The organism is Amycolatopsis sp. NPDC051372 (assembly GCF_040682095.1).
Taxonomy (GTDB): domain Bacteria; phylum Actinomycetota; class Actinomycetes; order Mycobacteriales; family Pseudonocardiaceae; genus Amycolatopsis.
The window spans coordinates 74,909-94,868 of record NZ_JBFBAF010000025.1 but is presented as its reverse complement, the minus strand read 5'-3'; the positions used below and the strand labels follow the sequence as shown (position 1 = coordinate 94,868).

The 19,960-nt window shown below is 69.4% G+C and carries 25 protein-coding genes; 22 read left to right on the top strand and 3 right to left on the bottom strand.

Annotated features, from left to right (window positions below):
* Positions 1 to 3 precede the first annotated feature (3 nt).
* The 19 genes from rplF (at position 4) to AB0M56_RS33000 (ending at position 12,220) form a co-directional block, all read left to right on the top strand.
* Entirely contained in the window at positions 4 to 543 is a 540-nt protein-coding gene (gene rplF, locus AB0M56_RS33090; protein ID WP_220246089.1) for a 50S ribosomal protein L6, read from the top strand.
* A complete protein-coding gene (gene rplR / locus AB0M56_RS33085) occupies positions 540 to 947 on the top strand; it encodes a 50S ribosomal protein L18 (protein ID WP_364183395.1) in 408 nt (135 codons plus the stop codon). The genes rplF and rplR overlap by 4 nt, the downstream gene beginning before the upstream one ends.
* A gap of 31 nt (positions 948 to 978) precedes the next feature.
* A complete protein-coding gene (gene rpsE / locus AB0M56_RS33080) occupies positions 979 to 1,626 on the top strand; it encodes a 30S ribosomal protein S5 (protein WP_155548876.1) in 648 nt (215 codons plus the stop codon).
* A gap of 1 nt (position 1,627) precedes the next feature.
* Positions 1,628 to 1,813 (top strand): 50S ribosomal protein L30, encoded by a 186-nt coding sequence (rpmD, locus tag AB0M56_RS33075; RefSeq protein WP_364183392.1) that lies wholly within the window; start codon positions 1,628 to 1,630, stop codon positions 1,811 to 1,813.
* On the top strand, positions 1,810 to 2,256 hold the full coding sequence (gene rplO, locus AB0M56_RS33070) for a 50S ribosomal protein L15 (RefSeq protein WP_354878493.1): 447 nt from the start codon (positions 1,810 to 1,812) through the stop codon (positions 2,254 to 2,256). Before rpmD ends, rplO begins: the two co-directional genes overlap by 4 nt.
* Positions 2,257 to 2,874: 618 nt before the next feature.
* Positions 2,875 to 4,182, top strand: a complete 1,308-nt coding sequence (gene secY / locus AB0M56_RS33065; protein WP_220247338.1) for a preprotein translocase subunit SecY — start codon at positions 2,875 to 2,877, stop codon at positions 4,180 to 4,182.
* Entirely contained in the window at positions 4,179 to 4,733 is a 555-nt protein-coding gene (locus AB0M56_RS33060; protein WP_364183388.1) for an adenylate kinase, read from the top strand. Before secY ends, AB0M56_RS33060 begins: the two co-directional genes overlap by 4 nt.
* A gap of 44 nt (positions 4,734 to 4,777) precedes the next feature.
* On the top strand, positions 4,778 to 5,554 hold the full coding sequence (gene map, locus AB0M56_RS33055; RefSeq protein ID WP_364183385.1) for a type I methionyl aminopeptidase: 777 nt from the start codon (positions 4,778 to 4,780) through the stop codon (positions 5,552 to 5,554).
* Between the two features lie 329 nt (positions 5,555 to 5,883).
* Positions 5,884 to 6,105, top strand: a complete 222-nt coding sequence (gene infA / locus AB0M56_RS33050) for a translation initiation factor IF-1 (protein ID WP_004558881.1) — start codon at positions 5,884 to 5,886, stop codon at positions 6,103 to 6,105.
* Between the two features lie 38 nt (positions 6,106 to 6,143).
* Complete coding sequence (gene rpmJ / locus AB0M56_RS33045; RefSeq protein WP_004558882.1) at positions 6,144 to 6,257, top strand: 50S ribosomal protein L36; 114 nt, start codon at positions 6,144 to 6,146, stop codon at positions 6,255 to 6,257.
* Positions 6,258 to 6,461: 204 nt separating this feature from the next.
* Positions 6,462 to 6,842, top strand: coding sequence for a 30S ribosomal protein S13 (gene rpsM / locus AB0M56_RS33040; protein ID WP_204091690.1), 381 nt, complete (start codon positions 6,462 to 6,464; stop codon positions 6,840 to 6,842).
* A complete protein-coding gene (locus AB0M56_RS33035) occupies positions 6,839 to 7,024 on the top strand; it encodes a hypothetical protein (protein WP_354878502.1) in 186 nt (61 codons plus the stop codon). The genes rpsM and AB0M56_RS33035 overlap by 4 nt, the downstream gene beginning before the upstream one ends.
* An 18-nt stretch (positions 7,025 to 7,042) precedes the next feature.
* A complete protein-coding gene (gene rpsK, locus AB0M56_RS33030) occupies positions 7,043 to 7,450 on the top strand; it encodes a 30S ribosomal protein S11 (RefSeq protein WP_004558885.1) in 408 nt (135 codons plus the stop codon).
* Between the two features lie 23 nt (positions 7,451 to 7,473).
* Positions 7,474 to 8,079 (top strand): 30S ribosomal protein S4, encoded by a 606-nt coding sequence (gene rpsD / locus AB0M56_RS33025; protein ID WP_326568113.1) that lies wholly within the window; start codon positions 7,474 to 7,476, stop codon positions 8,077 to 8,079.
* A gap of 107 nt (positions 8,080 to 8,186) precedes the next feature.
* A complete protein-coding gene (locus AB0M56_RS33020; protein WP_220246098.1) occupies positions 8,187 to 9,260 on the top strand; it encodes a DNA-directed RNA polymerase subunit alpha in 1,074 nt (357 codons plus the stop codon).
* 43 nt (positions 9,261 to 9,303) lie between these two features.
* On the top strand, positions 9,304 to 9,873 hold the full coding sequence (gene rplQ / locus AB0M56_RS33015; protein ID WP_364183381.1) for a 50S ribosomal protein L17: 570 nt from the start codon (positions 9,304 to 9,306) through the stop codon (positions 9,871 to 9,873).
* A 73-nt stretch (positions 9,874 to 9,946) separates the two neighbouring features.
* Complete coding sequence (gene truA, locus AB0M56_RS33010; RefSeq protein WP_364183378.1) at positions 9,947 to 10,783, top strand: tRNA pseudouridine(38-40) synthase TruA; 837 nt, start codon at positions 9,947 to 9,949, stop codon at positions 10,781 to 10,783.
* Between the two features lie 11 nt (positions 10,784 to 10,794).
* Complete coding sequence (locus AB0M56_RS33005) at positions 10,795 to 11,433, top strand: class I SAM-dependent methyltransferase (protein WP_364183375.1); 639 nt, start codon at positions 10,795 to 10,797, stop codon at positions 11,431 to 11,433.
* A gap of 112 nt (positions 11,434 to 11,545) precedes the next feature.
* Complete coding sequence (locus tag AB0M56_RS33000) at positions 11,546 to 12,220, top strand: alpha/beta hydrolase family protein (protein WP_364183372.1); 675 nt, start codon at positions 11,546 to 11,548, stop codon at positions 12,218 to 12,220.
* A gap of 58 nt (positions 12,221 to 12,278) precedes the next feature.
* Here the strand turns inward: AB0M56_RS33000 and AB0M56_RS32995 are convergent, their stop codons facing one another.
* Entirely contained in the window at positions 12,279 to 12,998 is a 720-nt protein-coding gene (locus AB0M56_RS32995) for a hypothetical protein (protein WP_220246102.1), read from the bottom strand.
* Positions 12,995 to 14,233: a type VII secretion protein EccE gene (gene eccE, locus AB0M56_RS32990; protein WP_364183369.1), complete on the bottom strand. Its 1,239-nt coding sequence runs from the start codon at positions 14,231 to 14,233 to the stop codon at positions 12,995 to 12,997. Before eccE ends, AB0M56_RS32995 begins: the two co-directional genes overlap by 4 nt.
* A 534-nt stretch (positions 14,234 to 14,767) precedes the next feature.
* On the opposite strand from eccE, the gene eccB reads away from it, so the two are divergent.
* Genes eccB through AB0M56_RS32975 form a run of 3 tightly spaced genes read left to right on the top strand, consistent with a single transcriptional unit; the run spans position 14,768 to position 17,904 of the window.
* Positions 14,768 to 16,408 (top strand): type VII secretion protein EccB, encoded by a 1,641-nt coding sequence (gene eccB / locus AB0M56_RS32985; RefSeq protein ID WP_364183366.1) that lies wholly within the window; start codon positions 14,768 to 14,770, stop codon positions 16,406 to 16,408.
* Between the two features lie 54 nt (positions 16,409 to 16,462).
* Positions 16,463 to 16,792, top strand: a complete 330-nt coding sequence (locus AB0M56_RS32980) for a hypothetical protein (RefSeq protein WP_364183364.1) — start codon at positions 16,463 to 16,465, stop codon at positions 16,790 to 16,792.
* Positions 16,789 to 17,904, top strand: coding sequence for a WXG100 family type VII secretion target (locus AB0M56_RS32975; RefSeq protein WP_364183361.1), 1,116 nt, complete (start codon positions 16,789 to 16,791; stop codon positions 17,902 to 17,904). The genes AB0M56_RS32980 and AB0M56_RS32975 overlap by 4 nt, the downstream gene beginning before the upstream one ends.
* 390 nt (positions 17,905 to 18,294) lie before the next feature.
* On the opposite strand, the gene AB0M56_RS32970 is transcribed toward AB0M56_RS32975, so the two are convergent.
* The gene (locus AB0M56_RS32970) at positions 18,295 to 19,956 is read right to left on the bottom strand and encodes a S8 family serine peptidase (RefSeq protein ID WP_364183359.1); all 1,662 of its coding nucleotides are present in this window, start codon (positions 19,954 to 19,956) and stop codon (positions 18,295 to 18,297) included.
* Between the last annotated feature and the right edge of the window lie 4 nt (positions 19,957 to 19,960).

The following is a 19,960-nucleotide window of genomic DNA, read 5'->3' as shown; positions in this document are numbered from 1 at the left end:
GACATGTCACGCATCGGAAAGCTGCCGGTCGCCGTCCCCTCCGGGGTCGACGTGACCATCAACGGTCAGCACATTCAGGTCAAGGGGCCCAAGGGCACCCTCGAGCACACCCTCGCGGAGCCCATCACCGTCGAGCGCGGTGAAGACGGCACCCTGCAGGTGAAGCGCCCGGACGACGAGCGCACCTCCAAGGCGCTGCACGGTCTCACCCGCACGCTGGTGAACAACCTCGTCGTCGGCGTCACCGCCGGCTACGAGAAGAAGATGGAAATCCACGGCGTTGGTTACCGTGTGCAGGCCAAGGGTTCGGACCTCGAGTTCGCCCTCGGCTACAGCCACCCGGTGAAGATCGAGGCGCCGGAGGGCATCACCTTCAAGGTGGAGACGCCCACCCGGTTCTCGGTGTCCGGCATCGACAAGCAGAAGGTCGGCCAGATCGCCGCGGTCATCCGCAAGTTGCGCCGTCCCGACCCGTACAAGGGCAAGGGCCTGCGCTACGAGGGTGAGAAGATCCGCCGCAAGGTCGGAAAGACGGGTAAGTGATCATGAGCGACACGACTACCACGAAGCGCAAGCCGGTCGGCAAGGACATCTCGACCCGCCGCCGCGTCGCGAAGACCCGTCGGCACTTCCGCCTGCGCAAGAAGGTCAGTGGCACGCCGGTTCGTCCGCGCCTGGTCGTCAAGCGGTCCTCGCGGCACATCGCCGTGCAGCTGATCGACGACCTCGCCGGCCACACCCTGGCGTCGGCGTCCACCCTCGAGGCGGACGTCCGGGCGACCGACGGCGACAAGAAGGCCAAGGCCGCGAAGGTCGGCGAGCTCGTCGCCGCGCGCGCCAAGGCGGCCGGGATCTCGGCTGTGGTGTTCGACCGTGGCGGCAACGCCTACCACGGCCGCATCGCCGCGCTCGCCGACGCCGCCCGTGAGGCGGGGTTGGAGTTCTGATGCAGATGCTCGTCAATGGAAGGAAAGCCTGATGCCGGGACGTACGCGGCAATTCGGCGGCGGCCAGGGCGGACCGGGCGGTCAGGGCGGCAACGACCGCAATGATCGCCGCGGTGGCGGCCGGGACCGGCGCGACAGCGGCCGTGGCGGGGCCGGCCAGGACAAGACCCCGCACCTCGAGAAGGTCGTGACGATCAACCGCGTCGCCAAGGTCGTCAAGGGTGGTCGTCGCTTCAGCTTCACCGCTCTCGTCGTCGTCGGCGACGGTGACGGCCAGGTCGGCGTCGGCTACGGCAAGGCCAAGGAAGTTCCCGCGGCCATCGCCAAGGGCGTCGAGGAAGCGAAGAAGAACTTCTTCCGCGTGCCTCGCGTCGGCGGCACCATTCCCCACCCGATCCAGGGTGAGGAAGCCGCCGGTGTCGTGCTGCTGCGTCCGGCTTCGGCCGGTACCGGTGTCATCGCCGGTGGCCCGGTGCGCGCGGTGCTGGAGTGCGCCGGTGTCCACGACGTGCTGTCGAAGTCGCTCGGCTCCGACAACGCGATCAACATCGTGCACGCGACCGTGGCGGCCCTGAAGGGTCTGCAGCGTCCCGAAGAGGTCGCGGCCCGCCGCGGTCTCCCGCTCGAGGACGTCGCTCCGGCCCGGATGCTGCGCCAGCGCGCGGGCCAGGGGGTCTGACATGGCTCAGCTGAAGGTCACCCAGATCAAGAGCAAGATCGGCACGAAGCATGCTCACCGCGAGTCGCTGCGCACCCTCGGGCTGCGCAAGATCCGCCAGAGCGTCGTGCGTGAAGACACCCCCCAGGTGCGCGGCCTGATTCTCACCGTCCGCCACCTGGTGGAGGTCGAGGAGGTCCAGGCATGACGGCCATCAAGATCCACCACCTGCGCCCGGCTCCGGGCTCGAAGCGCGAGAAGATGCGCGTCGGCCGTGGTGAAGGTTCGAAGGGCAAGACGGCCGGTCGCGGCACGAAGGGCACCAAGGCCCGCAAGAACGTGCCCGCCGGCTTCGAGGGTGGGCAGATGCCCATCCACATGCGGCTGCCGAAGCTGCGTGGCTTCAAGAACCGCTTCCGCACCGAGTACCAGCCGGTGAACGTGGGCGACATCGCCCGCGTCTTCCCGGACGGTGGCACGGTCGGCGTCGAGGAGCTCGTCGCGGCGGGTCTCGTTCGCAAGGGCAGCCTCGTGAAGGTTCTCGGCAACGGTGACCTCAACGGCGTGAAGCTGGACGTCACCGCGGACGGTTTCTCCGGCTCTGCCAAGGAGAAGCTCGAAGCCGCCGGTGGCACCGCCACCGCCAACTGAGGCGACTGAGGCAACTCAAGCACCGGTAAACGACTCGGGCCCACCCAGCGAACAGCTGAGTGGGCCCGAGTCGTTTCTGCCTGTGTGGCCCGGCGGCGCGCTTCCACAGCGCGGCTCCACAACGTGCCTCTGCCCCCGCGGCGGAGGCAAACCCCCGCCCTCCCAGGGGGGCGTCCCCGATCCCATTCTACCGGCGAGCACTGACAAAACCGGCCGTGCGCCCGAGCTGTCCACAGGCGAGCCGAGTTGTGGACAACTGCGAGCACGAAGGCGGGATCCGTTGCGCGCCAACGAAGCAACCCTCGTCGTGCCCGTACGTCCTCGGTGTAGCGACCACCGGGAACCTACCGACGACCGGGGCCGAACAGGTGATCATTTCGCCTGCGAACGGTCCAACCTGCGACGTCGTCTCAGGGCTTCGAGGGCAGCCTGAGACGGAAAACGCACACGCGCTGCGGACACGCCCTGTGAAGCTGTTAGAGTCGGCGACACGCTTCGGGACCACTGTGCCCTGAGGCGTTCCTGGCTTGCCTGCCAGTGAGCTGTGTTCCCGCCGGCCCCGTGCCGGCCAAGCCGATCGTCGGTAGGACAGCCGACGACGCCGAGGAGGTCCCCCGCGTGCTCAGCGCCTTCCGCTCGGCTCTCGCGACGCCGGATCTACGCAAGAAGATCCTGTTCACGCTAGCCATCGTCGCGGTCTACCGGATCGGTGCCGCCATCCCGGCCCCGGGGATCTCGTTCTCCGCTGTGCAGGCCTGTAGCTCTCAGGCCGACCAGCAGGGCGTCTACCAGCTGCTGAACCTGTTCAGCGGTGGTGCGCTGCTCCAGCTGTCGCTGTTCTCGACCGGCATCATGCCGTACATCACGGCGAGCATCATCATCCAGCTGCTGACCGTGGTGATCCCGCGGTTCGAGGAGCTGAAGAAGGAAGGCCAGGCCGGCCAGAACAAGCTCACGCAGTACACCCGGTACCTCACGATCGCCCTGGCGATCCTGCAGGCCACCGGCGTCGTCGCGCTGGCCGACCGCGGCACCCTCTTCCAGGGCTGCCAGCAGCAGATCATCCCGGACAACAGCGTCTACTCGCTGGCCCTGATCGTCTGCACGATGACCGCGGGCACCGCCGTCATGATGTGGCTGGGCGAGCTCATCACCGAGCGCGGCGTCGGCAACGGCATGTCGGTCCTGATCTTCCTGAACATCGCGGCCCGCATCCCCACCGAGGGCGCCAACATCATGAGCAACGGCGGCGCGGTCGCCCTGGTCATGATCTGCGTGTTCGGTTTGGTGATCATCGCGAGCGTCATCTTCGTGGAGCAAGGGCAGCGCCGGATCCCGGTGCAGTACGCCAAGCGCATGATCGGGCGCCGGATGTACGGCGGCACGTCCACGTACCTGCCGATCAAGGTGAACCAGGCCGGTGTCATCCCGGTCATCTTCGCGTCGTCGCTGCTGTACTTGCCGCAGCTGCTCAGCCAGCTCATCGGCGACCCGAACAGCAACTCCGGCTGGCAGTCCTTCATCCAGAACTACCTGGTCAACCAGAGCAGCTGGGTGCACATCCTCGCGTACTTCGCGTTGATCATCTTCTTCACGTACTTCTACATCACGATCACGTTCAACGTCGACGAGCGTGCGGACGAGATGAAGAAGTTCGGTGGCTTCATCCCGGGTATCCGCCCGGGCCGCCCCACCGCCGAATACCTGAGCTACGTCCTCGGCCGCATCACGCTGCCGGGCTCGCTGTACCTGGGCATCATCGCGATCCTCCCGAACTTCTTCCTGTCCCTCACCGGCAGCGGGAACAACCAGAACTTCCCGTTCGGTGGCACGGCTGTGCTGATCATGGTGGGTGTCGGCCTCGACACCGTGAAGCAGATCGAAAGCCAGCTGATGCAGCGCAACTACGAAGGGTTCTTGAAGTGACGCGTGTGGTTCTCGTCGGCCCGCCCGGCGCGGGTAAAGGTACGCAGGCGGTGGCCCTGTCGGAGCAGCTGCGGGTTCCGCACATCTCGACGGGCGATCTATTCCGCGCGCACGTCGGTCAGGAGACGCCGCTCGGCCAGGAGGCCAAGCGCTACCTCGACTCGGGTGAGCTCGTCCCCGACTCGGTGACCAACGAGATGGTCCGCGAACGGCTCGCCGAGCCCGACGCGAAGGCCGGCTTCCTGCTCGACGGCTTCCCCCGCAACACGAAGCAGGCCGAGGTCCTCGGCGAGATGCTGAAGGAAGCCGACTGCGCGCTCGAGTCCGTGATCCAGCTTCAGGTGCCTGAAGACGTCGTCGTGTCCCGGCTGATGGCCCGTGGCCGCGCCGACGACACCGAAGAGGTCATCCGCCGCCGGCAGCAGATCTACTGGTCCGAGACGGCCCCGCTGCTGGAGTACTACGCCGACATCCTGGTGGCTGTCGACGGCGTGGGCGACGTGCAGGAGATCTCGGACCGCGTGCTGAAAGCGCTGCGCGACCGCACGTGAATCACGGAGGGTTGCGTGTTCTGCAAGTGCTCCGCCGTGGGCGCATGATCGAGGTCAAGACGCCGGGCGAGCTGCAGGCGATGCGGGCGGCCGGGCTGGTCGTCGCGAGGACGCTGGCCGCCGTGCGCGAGCGTGCGCAGGTGGGTGTCAGCACCGCCGAGCTCGACGAGCTGGCCGAGCAGACGATCCGCGACGCGGGGGCCGTGCCGTCCTTCAAGGGCTACCACGGGTTCCCCGCGTCGATCTGCGCGTCGGTGAACGAGCAGATCGTCCACGGCATCCCGTCGAGCCGGCAGGTGCTGGCCGACGGTGACCTGATCTCGGTCGACTGCGGCGCCATCCTCGACGGCTGGCACGGCGACTCCGCCGTGACGCTGGCGATCGGCGCCGTCAGCGAGAAAGACCTCGCGCTGTCCGCCGCCACGGAGAAGTCCATGTGGGCCGGCATCGAGGCCGTGCACGCGGGCGGCCGGCTCACCGACATCTCGTTCGCCGTGCAGACCGCGGCCGAGAAGGCGGGCCGCGACAACGGCGTCGAGTACGGGATGATCCTCGAGTACGGCGGCCACGGCATCGGCCGCCAGATGCACATGGACCCGTTCCTGCCCAACGTCGGCAAGCCCGGCAAGGGCCCGCGGCTCAAGGTCGGCATGGCGCTCGCGATCGAGCCCATGCTCACCGGGGGCGGCGGGGAGACCGTGGAGCTCGAGGACGGCTGGACCGTGGTCACGGCCGACGGCTCCCGCGCGTCGCACTGGGAGCACACCGTCGCCATCACCGAGGACGGTCCCTGGGTGCTCACCGCGCCCGAAGAGGGCTGACGAGGGCTGACACTGCCGCTCACCCGGCTGGCAAAGTTCACCTGACCAGGCGATTCTCGCAGGTCGGCTCGCTTTCAGGCATACTGGAACCCTGGCGCCCGACCGCCGGCTTGTAGCACAGTTACCCCCCGTTTGGGGGTCGCGACACGAGTTGCGTACACTGACAAGTCGGCGTACTTATCGCGCCGGTTCCTGCGCGCTCGTGAACTCTCGCGAACACTCGGAGTCGGGGTGGAGTGTGCCGGAGCAGCACCCCAGTAAGCAAGGGACTCAAGCTCAAACCGATCACGCTGTGTGCATCAAGCGTGCATTCAGGGATTGCGGAGGACATGGCTAAGAAAGACGGGGCCATCGAGGTCGAAGGCCGCGTGGTCGAGCCGCTCCCCAACGCGATGTTCCGCGTCGAGTTGGAGAACGGCCACAAAGTTCTTGCCCACATCAGCGGCAAGATGCGGCAGCACTACATCCGCATCCTGCCCGAGGACAGGGTCGTCGTGGAGCTTTCGCCCTACGACTTGTCTCGTGGTCGCATCGTCTACCGCTACAAGTGATCACGAAGAGCTGAGAAGAAGCAGGAGAGTCGACAGACGTGAAGGTCCAGCCGAGCGTCAAGAAGATCTGCGACAAGTGCAAGGTGATCCGCCGCCACGGTCGGATCATGGTGATCTGCGAGAACCTGCGTCACAAGCAGCGTCAGGGCTGAGCACCGCACTCCAGCAGAGCGGATTGACGGCTACACACCCTCCCCGCACCTGCCGGGCCGCGTGAGCGGTCCGGTGCACCCCCGGACTTCAGGCCGGGGCCGGGACACCCGCAGCGCAAGCGGCGGGCACGACAGGCGAGTCGGTTCCGGAACCGGACGGGGAGAAGACCTGAAGACGAAATCGAAGAAGGAGCTATAGCGCCCATGGCACGACTCGCTGGCGTAGACCTCCCCCGCGAAAAGCGGTTGGAGATCGCGCTGACTTACATCTACGGCATCGGCCGTACGCGCTCGAAGCAGATGATCGCTGCTGCCGAGCTCAACGCGGACACCCGTGTGAAGGACCTCAGCGATGAGGACCTCATCAAGCTTCGTGACTACATCGACGAGAACTTCAAGGTCGAGGGTGACCTGCGTCGCGAGGTGAACGCCGACATCCGTCGCAAGATCGAGATCGGCACCTACCAGGGCCTGCGCTGGCGTCGTGGTCTGCCCGTCCGCGGTCAGCGGACCAAGACCAACGCCCGCACCCGCAAGGGTCCGAAGAAGACGGTCGCCGGCAAGAAGAAGGCTGGCAAGAAGTGAGCCTCAAGGGCAAGAAGGTCGTGCAGATGGGCGGCGGGAACCGTCGCGGCACGGCTTGTGTCTCGCCCAAGGCGCTCTACGCCCGCCCGATGGCGCTGCGCAACCTGTACACCGACGCCGGGTCGATCATCCGGCGCGGACAGGCCGAAGCGGCTGCCGCTCACCAAGAGAACGCGCGCTAACAGGAGAACCCTCAGAACATGCCACCGAAGTCTCGTACTGCGGCGGGGGCCAAGAAGGTCCGCCGCAAGGAAAAGAAGAACGTTGCGCACGGTCACGCGCACATCAAGAGCACGTTCAACAACACCATCGTCTCGATCACGGACCCCACGGGCGCTGTGATCGCGTGGGCGTCAAGTGGTCACGTGGGCTTCAAGGGCTCGCGCAAGTCCACCCCGTTCGCCGCGCAGATGGCCGCCGAGAACGCCGCCCGCAAGGCTGCCGAGCACGGCATGAAGAAGGTCGACGTCTTCGTGAAGGGCCCGGGTTCGGGCCGCGAGACGGCGATCCGCTCGCTGCAGGCCGCCGGTCTCGAGGTCGGCACCATCCAGGACGTGACCCCGCAGCCTCACAACGGCTGCCGCCCGCCCAAGCGGCGCCGGGTCTGAGGAACGGGGAGGAGTAAGAAGAAATGGCTCGTTACACCGGCCCCGCGACGCGTATTTCGCGTCGCCTCAAGGTTGACCTCATCGGCGGCGACCAGGCTTTCGAGCGTCGCCCCTACCCGCCGGGCCAGCACGGCCGCGGGCGCATCAAGGAGTCCGAGTACCTCCTGCAGTCGCAGGAGAAGCAGAAGGCTCGCTACACCTACGGCGTTCTCGAGCGCCAGTTCGTCCGGTACTACAAGGAAGCCGTCCGGCGTCCCGGTAAGACCGGTGAGAACCTGCTGCAGATCCTCGAGTCCCGGCTGGACAACGTGATCTACCGCGCCGGCATCGCCCGCACGCGCCGCCAGGCGCGCCAGCTGGTGAGCCACGGCCACTTCCTGGTCAACGGCGTGAAGGTCAACGTCCCGTCCTTCCAGGTCTCCAAGTGGGACATCATCGACGTGCGACCGAAGTCGTTCTCGATGCTGCCCTTCGTGGTGGCGAAGGAGTCCTTCGGCGAGCGCCCCATCCCGGCGTGGCTGCAGGTCGTCCAGTCCAACCTCCGCGTGCTGGTCCACCAGCTGCCGGAGCGTGCGCAGATCGACGTTCCGGTTCAGGAACAGCTGATCGTCGAGCTCTACTCCAAGTAACACAGCTTCCGGGCTGAGTTACGGGCGGCGGCGCCCGAAGTGCGCCGCCGCCGCGCCATCCCTTCGACGTCATATGGCGGGCGTCGTCTGGAAAGGAATTAGGAAAAATGCTGATTTCCCAGCGGCCGGCTCTCGGCGAAGAGACGGTCAACGAGACCCGCTCCCGGTTCACCATCGAACCGCTGGAGCCCGGCTTCGGCTACACGCTCGGCAACTCGCTGCGGCGCACGCTGCTGTCGTCCATTCCGGGTGCGGCCGTGACGAGCATCCGCATCGACGGCGTGCTGCACGAGTTCACCACCGTTCCCGGGGTGAAGGAAGACGTCACCGACATCATCCTGAACCTCAAGGAGCTCGTGGTGTCCTCGGAAGAGGACGAGCCGGTCACCATGTACCTGCGCAAGCAGGGCCCCGGTGAGGTCACGGCTGCCGACATCGTGCCCCCGGCCGGCGTCACCGTGCACAACCCGGACCTTCACATCGCGGCGCTGAACGGCAAGGGCAAGCTCGAGATCGAGCTCGTCGTCGAGCGTGGCCGCGGTTACGTTCCGGCCCTGCAGAACAAGCAGGCCGGCGCCGAGATCGGCCGCATCCCGGTCGACTCGATCTACTCGCCGGTGCTGAAGGTGACGTACAAGGTCGAGGCCACTCGTGTCGAGCAGCGCACCGACTTCGACAAGCTGATCCTGGACGTCGAGACCAAGCCGTCGATCACGCCGCGCGACGCGGTCGCGTCGGCGGGCAAGACGCTGGTGGAGCTGTTCGGTCTCGCTCGCGAGCTGAACGTCGACGCCGAGGGCATCGAGATCGGCCCGTCGCCGCAGGAAGCGGACACCATCGCCGCCTACGCGATGCCGATCGAGGACCTGGACCTCACCGTCCGGTCGTACAACTGCCTCAAGCGCGAAGGCATCCACACGGTGGGCGAGCTCGTCTCGCGCAGCGAGGCGGACCTGCTCGACATCCGCAACTTCGGTGCGAAGTCGATCGACGAGGTCAAGCTGAAGCTGGTCGGTCTCGGCCTGGCGCTCAAGGACAGCCCGCCCGGGTTCGACCCGACCGCGGCTGCCGCCAGCTACGACGGTGAGGGCTGGTCGGGAAGCGTCGCCGGCATCGGCGGCGGGATTTCGGACGAGGGCCACGACGATGGCCAGGACTACGCAGAGACGGAGCAGCTGTAAGGCCGCGTAGGCCTGGAGCTGTGCAGCTGAACTAGGAGAACCAATGCCCACCCCTACCAAGGGAGCCCGGCTCGGCGGCTCGTCCGCGCACGAGCGGCTGATCCTGGCCAACCTGGCCTCGCAGCTGTTCGAGCACGGCAAGATCACCACGACCGAGGCGAAGGCCCGCCGGGTGCGCCCGCTGGCCGAGAAGCTGATCACCAAGGCGAAGCGGGGCGACCTGCACAACCGTCGCCAGGTGCAGAAGGTCGTCCGTGACAAGGACGTCGTGCACAAGCTCTTCGCCGAGATCGGTCCGCACTTCGCGGAGCGCGCCGGCGGTTACACCCGCATCACCAAGACGATGCCGCGCAAGGGCGACAACGCCGCCATGGCCGTCATCGAACTGGTCGCGGAGAAGACCGTGACGTCGGAAGCCGAGCGGGCTCGCAAGACGAAGTTCGCGAAGGACGAGAAGCCGGCCGCGGCCGCTGTGGTCGAAGAGACCACGTCGGAAGAAGCCGTCGCCGAGGCTCCGGCCGAGGAGACCACCGAGGCCGCGGCTTCGGAGGAGGCTTCGGCCACGTCGGACTCGGACGAGGCCGCTGACGACGCGGACGCCAAGAAGGACTGAAGTCCTGACGGCACAGTCGACACCGGACGAGCCCGCCACTCCCTCCGGGGAGGGCGGGCTCGTTCGTCTGCGCTTGGACGTGTCCTACGACGGCACGGACTTCTCCGGCTGGGCCCGCCAGCCCGGCCGGCGCACCGTGCAGGCCGAGCTGGAAGCGGCCCTGCAGCGCCAGCCTCCGGGCGCGTCCGTGCCCAAGTCCGTGGTGGTCGCGGGCCGTACGGATGCCGGAGTGCACGCGACGGGTCAGGTCGTGCACGTCGACGTCGTCCCGCTGGAGCCCGGTGCTCCCGGCCGCGTGCCGGTTGACGCGCAAGGCATCCCGGACCTCACGCGCATGACGGGCCGCTGGAACAAGCTGATGCCCGCGGACGTGCGCGTGCTCCGCGCCCGAGTCGCCCCTGCGGGCTTCGACGCCCGCTTCTCGGCCATCCGCCGCCACTACCGCTACCGCGTCTCAGACGCGCCGTGGGGCGTCGATCCACTGCGCCGCAACGACACCCTCGCCTGGGGCCGTCCACTGTCGACGGATGCGATGAACGAGGCCGCCGCGGACCTGCTCGGCCTGCAGGACTTCGCCGCCTACTGCAAGCAGCGCGAGGGTGGCACCACGATCCGCGAGCTGCAGCAGCTGGAGTGGACCCGGCTCGATGAGCACCTGCTGGAAGTCCGCGTCTCCGCCGACGCGTTCTGCCACTCCATGGTCCGCAGCCTCGTCGGCGTGCTGCTGATGGTCGGCGACGGCCGCCGCCCCCGCTCCTGGCCCGCCGAGGTCCTCGCCAGCGGCACGCGGGACAGCGCCGTCGCCCCGCCCCACGGCCTCACGCTCACTGCCGTGGACTACCCGCCGGACGCAGAACTCGCCGCGCGCGCCGAGCAGACGCGCAACGTCCGCTCCGCCGAAGACCTGTAGCTTCTCTCCGCGTGGGAGACGCGGCGGAGCACCAGGACCAGACCAGGGCGGCCTACGACGGCGTCGTCGAGCTGTACGCGTCGCTCTTCGCCGACCGGCAGTTGGAGACGATGCCGTTCACGCGGACCATGGTCCGCACCTTCGCCGAGCTGGTCGCCGCGACGGGCAACTCGCGCGTGGCCGATATCGGCTGCGGTCCCGGGCACATCACCGCGTTTCTGGCCGACCAAGGGCTGGAGGCCCGAGGTCTCGACCTCTCCCCGGGCATGGTCGAGCACGCCCGGAAGTCCTTCCCGGCCCTGCACTTCGACGAGGCCCGCACGGAAGCCCTGCCGCTCGAGGGCGGCTCCCTCGGCGGCGTGGTGGCCCACTACTCGCTGATCCACACCCCGCCGGCGGAAGTGCCCGCGCTGCTCGCCGAGCTGACGCGCGTCCTGGCCCCGGGCGGCCTGGCGCTGATCTCGTTCTTCGCGACCGACGCCCCGGAACCGATCCGCTTCGACCACAAGGTCGCACCCGCCTACAGCTGGCCGGTGGACCGCTTCGCCGAGCTGCTCGCCGACGCCGGCCTCGCCGAGTCCGCCCGCCTCGTCCACGATCCGCGGTCCGAGCGGGGTTTCCTCGACGCGCACCTGCTGGCCCGCCGCTAGCGGTCTCGTGGCGGCGAATGGGCATCAGGGGGCAGCCTATCGGTGGTGAGCCACGCCCCGGGGGTGATGACCTGGTGTGGTCCTCCCTCGCGAGCCAAGAAGGAGATTTGCCATGGCGACGTTCGTCCTCGTGCCCGGTGCGTGGCACGGTTCCTGGATGTTCGAGTCGGTCATCCCGCTGCTGGAGCGTGCCGGTCACACCGTCCACGCCCTGACCCTGACGGGATTGCGGCCCGACGATGACGACGCGACGGTTGCGAGCGCCAACCTCGACACCCACGCCGGCGACGTCGTGAGCCTTCTCGATCGCGCCCGGATCACCGACGTGACGTTGGTGGGGCACAGCTACGGCGGGATGGTGATCTCCGCCGCTGCCGACCGCGCGGGCGGCCGCGTCTCCCGGCTGGTTCACCTCGACGCCTATGTTCCGCGCGACGGCGAGTCGTGCTGGTCGTTGACCACGGAGGCCTACCGGCAGTCCTTCGTGGCCGGTGCGGCTGACACGGGCCACGCCGTCCGTCCGCCGTTCCGCGCCCCGCACGGCGGCGATCCCCGCCGCCGTCCCCATCCGCTGGCCTCCCTCGTGCAGACGATCCGGCTCACCGGCGTCGTCGATCGGGTGCCCCGGCGCGACTTCGTCTACTGCTCCGGCTGGGAAGACGGCACGCCCTTCGCCGGACTTCGCGCCCGGCTCGAAGCCGATCCGGGCTGGCGCGTCCATGACCTCCCCACCGCCCACAACGCGATGCGGGAGGCCCCGGGTGCCGTTGCCGAGCTCCTGATCTGAACACAGCGAAGGCCTCCTCGAACGCGTCGAGGAGGCCTTCACCACAAGCGAAACCGGCTCAGTCGCCCCGGCGCACCGGGCCGAGCAGCTGCTGTTCCTTCTGTGTCGTCACCAGGCGCAGCGGCCGCCACAGGTTGCGGCCCAGTGCCACGACCTGGTCGTCCTTCAGCGTGGTCAGCTGGCGCATCATCTGCGGCGGCAGGCGCCAGATGCGGGCCGCCAGCTCGGCCTGGCCGGCGGGCAGGCGCTGCATCAGCACGAGGTCCGCGGCGTTGGCCGTCGCGCCGGCCTGCGGGTGCAGGTACGGCAGGACGTAGACGGTCGTCTGCCACGGCGAACGCGGCGGGAAGAGATCCTGCGGGGTCGGGCCGCCGTCCGTGACCACCAGCAGCGGCGCGTCCTCCGACGGGCGCGGCAGCTCGACCGGCGACAGGCGCCGGATCTGCACCAGGGGGGAGGGCCGGCCGTCGCGGTTGCCGGCGGCCTGGGACAGCACCTGCCAGGCCGCGGGACGCCCGGTGGCCACCACCACCCACGCACCGACCGCCATCGCGCGCAGCGCCACCTGACGGGCCAGGTACAGCCCGCCCACGAGCACGATGCGCGTCGGCGTGGAGCGCAGGGCGGAGATGGTGAGGGGTTCGCCCTTCAGGCCCGAGCCGAGGACGATGCCGCCACGGTCGCCCGAGGGGCTGATCGCGTCGAGCATCGCGGGGTCCACGGTGAACTCCGGGGCCACGCCGGGGTTCTGCCCGGCGTCGCGAAGGCGGGTGCTCATGCCGTACCTCCGATCGGCAGGGTCGCGGCGAACGCGGAGATCTGCAGGCCCCGCAACGGCGTCAGGTCGACGTCGAGCCGCTCCGAAATGGACTTGAGCCGCTGGTCGGCGGCTTCGAGCTCACGCGGGTTGCGGGCGCTCACGCGCACCACGCCGCGCAGGCCGATGCGGCCCTCGTCCGCGGCGGGGGAAATCGACATGGCGACCGTGGCCGACAGGGCGCGCACGCTGGTGAGCGCGTCGAGGCTGCCGGTGATCTTGCCCTTGGGCCAGCTCGTGATCGCGTAGCTGGAGTGCCCGATGCCGGCCGCCGTGACGCCCGTCCAGCTCTCCTGCAGCGTGACCTTCGTCGACGAACCCGCCACGGCCGTGAGCTCCGCGGCGGAGATGCTGGCACGCAGCAGCTCGTCCGGGTCCAGCGGCCGCGTCGGCACGCCCTGCGACTCCAGCGCGTTACGCACGCGCGACAGCGCACCGATCAGCGCGCGGTGGGCGCCGACGACACCGCCACCGCGTTCCCGGATCGCCTCCGGGCAGCGGCGCGGGTCGAGGCGGATCGCGATCCACGTGGTGCGCCGGGCCGCCGCGGGCAGCGGGCCGAGCACCTCCATGTACGAGCTGAGCGCCGGCGAGTCCGACGGCAGCGCCGCGGAACCCGGGTAGCTGTGCCAGATCATCTGGATGGAGTCGAGCACCACACCGCGGTCCTCGAGGCACGGCGCGAGCGCCGACAGCGGCAGACTCGGCGCGCCGCCGGCCTGGGTGATCAGCGCGGGCGTCGGCTCCACGAGGAGCACCGCCGTCCACGTGCCGTCGTTCCAGGCGAGGCCGACCTGCTGGCGCTCGTGGTCGACGCCGTGCGCCACCACGAGGTCCGGCACGGCCAGGCGCAGGAGGTTCACACGCGCGTCGTCCGGGCCCGTCACCGTGGTGTTCTCCGCGGCCAGCTCTTCGAGGCTGCTGGGCGGCGGCGGGGTCGCGACGCGGTCGTGCGAACGGAAGCGGTAGCGCAGCGTGAGACCGAGCCACTGGGTGAACCAGCGCCCGCCCCAGCGCAGGAACGCGAACATGAGGAAAACGGCGGCGACGCCGATGGCGATGTACTTCAGCTGCTCCATGTTGATCGCGAGCAGCACGAGTCCGATCGTGACACCCACTTCGAGGAGCACGAGGTTCGACACGGGCAGCGGGCCGAGGTTGATGCCGCCGGACCGCTGACGCGAAGGCGGGGCCATGCGCGTCGCGGTCGCGGTGCCACCGCTCTGCGGCGAGCCACCGGAACCGGGGCCGTCAGGACCGGGTCCGCCGGAACCGCCGCCAGGCCCGCCAGGTCCCCCCGGACCTCCAGGGCCACCGGGTCCTCCGGGCCCACCTGGGCCGCCAGGTCCTCCGGGACCACCCGGGCCGCCGCCACGGGGGCCGGGTCCGCCGGGTCCGCCCGGGCCACCGGGTCCACGCGGGACTCCGCCGGGTCCGCCAGGACCGCCCGGCACGCCACCGGGTCCGCCCGGTCCGCCTGCTCTGCCCGGCCGCTGCGGCGGGCCCGGAGGACGTCCTCCGGGCGGCGGTGGCCCGGGGGGCCCTGGCGGACGTGGAGGCGTGGTGACGGACATCCGCGCGTTCTCTTCCCCTCGTGAGTGCTACGTTCCCGGAAAGCCGGTCCCGAGGTGTCCGACCCTAGCTTGAGTTGGTAGAAACCCCACACCAGACGGTCCCCGTACGGCTATCCTGCGGAACCGTACCGCGACGGGGAGGACTGTAGGTCGAGAATGCCATCAACACCCACGACTAAGAGTCAGGTTCAGGCCTACAAGTTCGTCATGCGCCGGATGCAGTCGGCGCTCGTCCGCCGCGACGCGGTGATGCTCCACGACCCGATGCGCACACACTCGCGGGCGACCGTCGTCGGGGTGATCCTCGGTGTGCTCGGCGCGGTGGTTTTCGTGCTGATCGCCCTGCTCAGCCCGGCCCCGGCGGTTCCCGCGTCGGGCGGCATCGTGATCGGTGAGCAGTCCGGCACCGTTTACGTGGTCACGGGCAATCCGCAGAAACTGATTCCGACGTTCAACCTCGCTTCCGCGCGCCTGATCCTGCTCGCGCAGTCGCAGCAGCAGACGCAAGGCGCAGAAGGCGGAGCGCAACCCGCGGCTAATGCCGCGCCGGCCGCGGCGGTGAATCCGACCGTCGTCTCCGATGAACAGCTCAAGAATATTCCGCGCGAGAAGCTGACCGGCATTCCCGACGGGCCACAACTTCTGCCCGATTTGACCCAGCGCATTTCCCCCAACTGGGCGGTGTGCGACCAGGTGGCGCTCGACCCGCGGCTGCCGCTACCCGACAGCGTGGACCGCACCGACACCACGGTGATCGGCGGCGTCGCGAACGTCGGCACCGAGCTCGCCAAAGGCCAGGCGCTGCTCGGCCGCGCGGAGGACGGCAAGACCTACCTGATCTACCGCCTGCAGGCCACGCAGGCGCGGCCCGACGCCAACACCGTGCGCGCCGAGGTCGACCTCGGCGACAACGACCCGGTGCGGGCGGCGCTGCAGCTGCCGGCCAAGGCGCGCAAGGCTTCCCAGGCGTTCCTCAACGCGATCCCCGACGTCGGCAAGCTGGTGCCGCCGGCGGTCGACGGTGCCGGTGAAGCGCCGCAGCAGGACTTCGACGGCCTCACCGTCGGCGACGTGTTCTCCACGAGCCCGTCCGGGGCTGCGACGGACTTCTGGCTGATCACCCGCAACGGCATCCAGAAGGTGTCGTCCGCGGTCGCCGACATCGTCCGCACAGCGAAGAACGGCGGCGGGACCAAGATCACCGACCTCGGCCTGGAGAAGATCAACAACGTCCCGCGGCTCCAGCCCACCGACCCCGGGTTCGTGAAGGTCGACAACTACCCCGAGCAGACCCCGACCGTGCTCGACGCCACCCAGGGCTCGCCGGTGGCGTGCCTCGGCTGGTCGTTCGACGGCAAGAACACGGCCCACACGTCGGTGTACGTGAGCAAGGGCCTGCCGGCCGAGACGACGAACGCCGACGGATCGAGCAAGGTCCAGAGCGTCAGCAACACCGGGCCGAACGGCCTGCCGATCACCGGCTTCTACATGCCGCCGGGCTTCGGCGCCGTGGTGCAGTCGGCCACCGAGTCGAGCGCCACGTTCAAGAAAGGCCCGATCCAGCTGATCAGCGACCGCGGCCTCCGGTACGGCGTGCCGGACCAGGCGACGGCCGCCGCGCTCGGCCTGACCGACGCGCAGCCGGCGCCGGAGTCGATCATCGGCCTGCTCCCCACGGGTTCGTCGCTGAACACGCAGGACGTGATGAAGCAGTTCGACTCGGTGCCGATCGACCCGAACGCGGGTTCGTTCCAGGCGCCGGCGAACCAGCAAGCCGGCCAGCCGGCCGGGAACTGAGGCGGGTCCGCGTCCGTCACACTCGAAGACAAGTCGGGTGAGCGGAGGGATGTCGTGGCAGCGGGGAACAACGCGCTGAACATCGACGGCGAAATCGTCGGCGGCTACGCGACCAAGGTCGCGGTGGCCGCCGACGAGCTGGACACGGCCGCGGCCGTCGTCGGTGCGGGAGCGATCACGGTCGAGGCGTACGGAGAGCTCGGTGGCCGACTCGGTCTGGACCAGTCGTACGCGCGAGCGTCCGGGGCGTTGCGGCAGCAGCTGCAGGCAGGCGCGGCTGCGCTGCGGTCGGCTGCGGAGGCACTGGACCAGCTCACCGCCGGCCACGCGCAGCGTGACGCCGATGCGGCCGAGCAGATCAAGCGTGCCGGGGGGTTGTCGTGACCGAGCCGTCGCTGACGTTCGTGTCGGAGCTCGCGGGTGAGCTCGGCGTGACCGACCCAGTCGAGACGTACTACCGGCCGCTCGTCGGCCGCTGGGCCGAGCTCGACGAAGAAGCGCAGCGCCTGCGCACCGCGGCGAAGACGGCGGGCGGTGTCTCCGCCGACCTGGCCGACGAGCTGGGCCGGCTCGACGCGTCGTGGTCCGGGGAGGACGCCGACGCGTTTGTCACCTATCTGAGTGAAATCCGGTCCGCGAGCGAAGGCGTCGAAGACGCGCTGGACGAGCTGGCGGGCGCGCTGGAGGAACTGGCCGGATCGCTGCGCAAGATCGTGGGCGACGCCACCGACGTGCTCGTGGACTCGGCCGACCTGCTGTCGGAGTCAGCGATGCTGCCTGTCGGGGGCGTCAGCCGCTCGCGCACGCAGCTGCGCGAGACCGAGCAGTCGGTGAAGTCGTTGTACGACGCGGCGGAAGACGTGCTGCAGCACTTCGCCCAGCTCTGCGACGGCGTGGACGCGCCGGCGGGGGAGCAGTCGAGCATCGCGGTGCGGCAGCACTACCCGCAGGAGCAGTTCCAGCTGCACGAAAGCGATTTCGCGCCGGCGCAGCCGCCCTCGGTGGTCACCGCGGGGCCGTCCACATCGGAGCAACCGACGCACGACGACGCGGCTCAGCAGGCCGCGACTCACACCGGCGTGGCCCAGACCGAAGCCGCGACCGCGCCGACCCACACCGACACCACGACACCGTCGGCCGACGACTCCGTCACCGCGTCCGCGGCCGAAGAACCCCACCAGGGCAAGGAAACCGGCGCCGACCCGCGCCTCACGCAGGGGCAGGCGGGCGCGCTGCCGATCGGACCCGAGGGCCTCGCCCCGGCGCCCGTGCCGGCCGCCCAGAGCGAGTCCGGCGGCATGTCGATGATGCCCATGATGCCGATGGGCGGCATGGGCAGCGGCGGGATGGGCGGCGGTGGTGGCGGCTCGCGCCAGGCCAAGAACCGCACGCCCGCCAAGCCTTCCGAGCTCCTCGGCGATCCCGCCCCGGTCACGCCACCCGTGATCGGCGAGGACCCTCAGAAGCCCGCCAAGGCCAAGAAACCCCAGAACTGACAGAAGGGGCCGTCCACCGCTTTTCCGCGGTGTACGGCCCCCTTCAGCGTCCAGGGGCAGGCGGGCGCGCTGCCGATCGGACCCGAGGGCCTCGCCCCGGCGCCGGCGCCGGCCGCCCAGAACGAGTCCGGCGGCATGTCGATGATGCCCATGATGCCGATGGGCGGCATGGGCATGGCGGCGGTGGTGGCGGCTCGCGCCAGGCCAAGAACCGCACGCCCGCCAAGCCTTCCGAGCTCCTCGGCGATCCCGCCCCGGTCACGCCACCCGTGATCGGCGAGGACCCTCAGAAGCCCGCCAAGGCCAAGAAACCCCAGAACTGACAGAAGGGGCCGTCCACCGCTTTTCCGCGGTGTACGGCCCCCTTCAGCGTCTTCGGGCGGGTATCGCTCAGCTCGGCGGGCCGGTCGGGCGGTTGCGCCTGATCGTGTGCATCACGAAGAGCGTGATCAGCAGCGCCACGATGCCACCGCCGGTGCCGGCCAGCGCCACGATCATCGGCGTCGAGCTCATCGAGTCGGCCGGCGGCAGCACCGCCGTCTGTACCACGGGTTTCGGCTTCGCGAGCTCGCCGACGTCGTTCGGCAGATTCGCGGTGAGCGCGGCCACGGGGTCGATCACGCCGTAGCCCACGAAGTCATCGCGCCCGCCCGGTGCGGCCGGGTGCTGCGCGGTGGTTTCGATGCGCTGGATCACCTGGCGGGCGTTGAGCTGCGGGTACATCTGACGCACGAGCGCGGCCACCCCGGCCACGTACGGCGAGGCGAAGCTCGTGCCCTGGATGGCCGACTGCTGGGTGCCCTCGATCGTCAGGTTGGCCAGGCCCGTCGACCCCTCGGCCGGGTCGAGCGAAATGATGTTGGTGCCCGGCGCGGCGACGCCGACCCACGGTCCGTGCACGCTGAACGACGCGACGCCGCCCGTTTCGTCGATCGCACCGACCGACAGCACGTCGTCGGCGAACCACGGCGGCGTGACGATCGAGCGCGGCTTGTTCGGGTCGGCCTGGTCGTTCTGCGGGCAGTCGTCGGAGACGTTGCCCGCGGCGGCGACGACCACCACGTTGTGGTCGGCCGCGAACTTCACCGCGGCCTGCACCTGCTGTTCGCCCTTCTGGATGCTGCCGGTCCCGTCGGCCGCGCGGCAGTGGTCCACCGACATGTTGATCACGCTGGCTTCGCCCCGCTCGGCGATGCCGTGGATGATCTCGGCCAGCGTCTGCAGCGTGCCCGCGGTGCCTTCCTTCTGCAGCTGACGGGTGTCGCCCTTGTCGTCCTGCTGGGGAGCGGTACCGGCCTGCTCACCGCCGACCTGGCCGCCACCGCCGCCGTTGCCCGGGAGCTGACCGCCGTTCTGGCCACTGGGCGGGGTGCTGCCGTTCTGGTTGCCGGGCGGAGTGCCGGTGTCGCCACCGGGCTGCCCGGTATTGGTCGAGGCGTTCTGGTCGACGGCGTAGTTCGAGCTCAGCTGCCGGTACGACACGATCGTGGCGTCGGGGGCGACGCCGATGAAGCCGACCTTCGGGTCCTGCGGGTTGCCCGCGATGATGCCGGCCACCTCGGTGCCGTGGCCGTCGCAGTCTTGCAGGCCGCCGGGCTGGCCGTTGTCCGGTTTCGCGACGTACTCACCGCCGCTTTCGACCCGGCCCTCGAACCACGGGTGCGGCGTGACGCCGGTGTCGACCACCGCGACCTTGATGCCCCCGCCGACGGTGCCCTTGGCCGCGCGCACGATCTGCTGCGCCTTGTCCAACTGCAGGTAGCTCTGGCCCCACGGGATCGTGTTGATCTCGACGTTCTGCCCGAGGCTGCGCTTCACGCACTCGATCTTCTTCTGGTAGGTCTTGTCCGGTTTACGCTCGTCGGGCGGCAGCGTGTTCAGGTCGACCTGCGGCGGCGTGGCCCAAGTGCCCGCGGCACCCGTGTCCTGCTGCGCCGAAGCGGGCGAGACGAGCGCGAATGGCGACAGCACCCCGAGCCCGGCCGCGAGCAGGACCACACCTGTGCGGCCGCCGAGCCCGAGCCGCCGGACGATCGGACGTCGTGCACGCATCTGC

Excerpts from the sequence above, each read along its gene's own strand:
- infA (WP_004558881.1), top strand. The coding sequence starts at position 5,884 with ATGGCTAAGAAAGACGGGGCCATCGAGGTCGAAGGCCGCGTGGTCGAG.
- rplF (WP_220246089.1), top strand. The coding sequence starts at position 4 with ATGTCACGCATCGGAAAGCTGCCGGTCGCCGTCCCCTCCGGGGTCGAC.
- rplQ (WP_364183381.1), top strand. The coding sequence starts at position 9,304 with ATGCCCACCCCTACCAAGGGAGCCCGGCTCGGCGGCTCGTCCGCGCAC.
- rpsM (WP_204091690.1), top strand. The coding sequence starts at position 6,462 with ATGGCACGACTCGCTGGCGTAGACCTCCCCCGCGAAAAGCGGTTGGAG.
- rpmD (WP_364183392.1), top strand. The coding sequence starts at position 1,628 with ATGGCTCAGCTGAAGGTCACCCAGATCAAGAGCAAGATCGGCACGAAG.
- eccE (WP_364183369.1), bottom strand. The coding sequence starts at position 14,233 with ATGGCCCCGCCTTCGCGTCAGCGGTCCGGCGGCATCAACCTCGGCCCG.
- rpsD (WP_326568113.1), top strand. The coding sequence starts at position 7,474 with ATGGCTCGTTACACCGGCCCCGCGACGCGTATTTCGCGTCGCCTCAAG.
- AB0M56_RS32970 (WP_364183359.1), bottom strand. The coding sequence starts at position 19,956 with ATGCGTGCACGACGTCCGATCGTCCGGCGGCTCGGGCTCGGCGGCCGC.
- AB0M56_RS33000 (WP_364183372.1), top strand. The coding sequence starts at position 11,546 with ATGGCGACGTTCGTCCTCGTGCCCGGTGCGTGGCACGGTTCCTGGATG.
- AB0M56_RS32995 (WP_220246102.1), bottom strand. The coding sequence starts at position 12,998 with ATGAGCACCCGCCTTCGCGACGCCGGGCAGAACCCCGGCGTGGCCCCG.
- rpsE (WP_155548876.1), top strand. The coding sequence starts at position 979 with ATGCCGGGACGTACGCGGCAATTCGGCGGCGGCCAGGGCGGACCGGGC.
- eccB (WP_364183366.1), top strand. The coding sequence starts at position 14,768 with ATGCCATCAACACCCACGACTAAGAGTCAGGTTCAGGCCTACAAGTTC.
- map (WP_364183385.1), top strand. The coding sequence starts at position 4,778 with ATGATCGAGGTCAAGACGCCGGGCGAGCTGCAGGCGATGCGGGCGGCC.
- AB0M56_RS33020 (WP_220246098.1), top strand. The coding sequence starts at position 8,187 with ATGCTGATTTCCCAGCGGCCGGCTCTCGGCGAAGAGACGGTCAACGAG.
- rplO (WP_354878493.1), top strand. The coding sequence starts at position 1,810 with ATGACGGCCATCAAGATCCACCACCTGCGCCCGGCTCCGGGCTCGAAG.
- rpsK (WP_004558885.1), top strand. The coding sequence starts at position 7,043 with ATGCCACCGAAGTCTCGTACTGCGGCGGGGGCCAAGAAGGTCCGCCGC.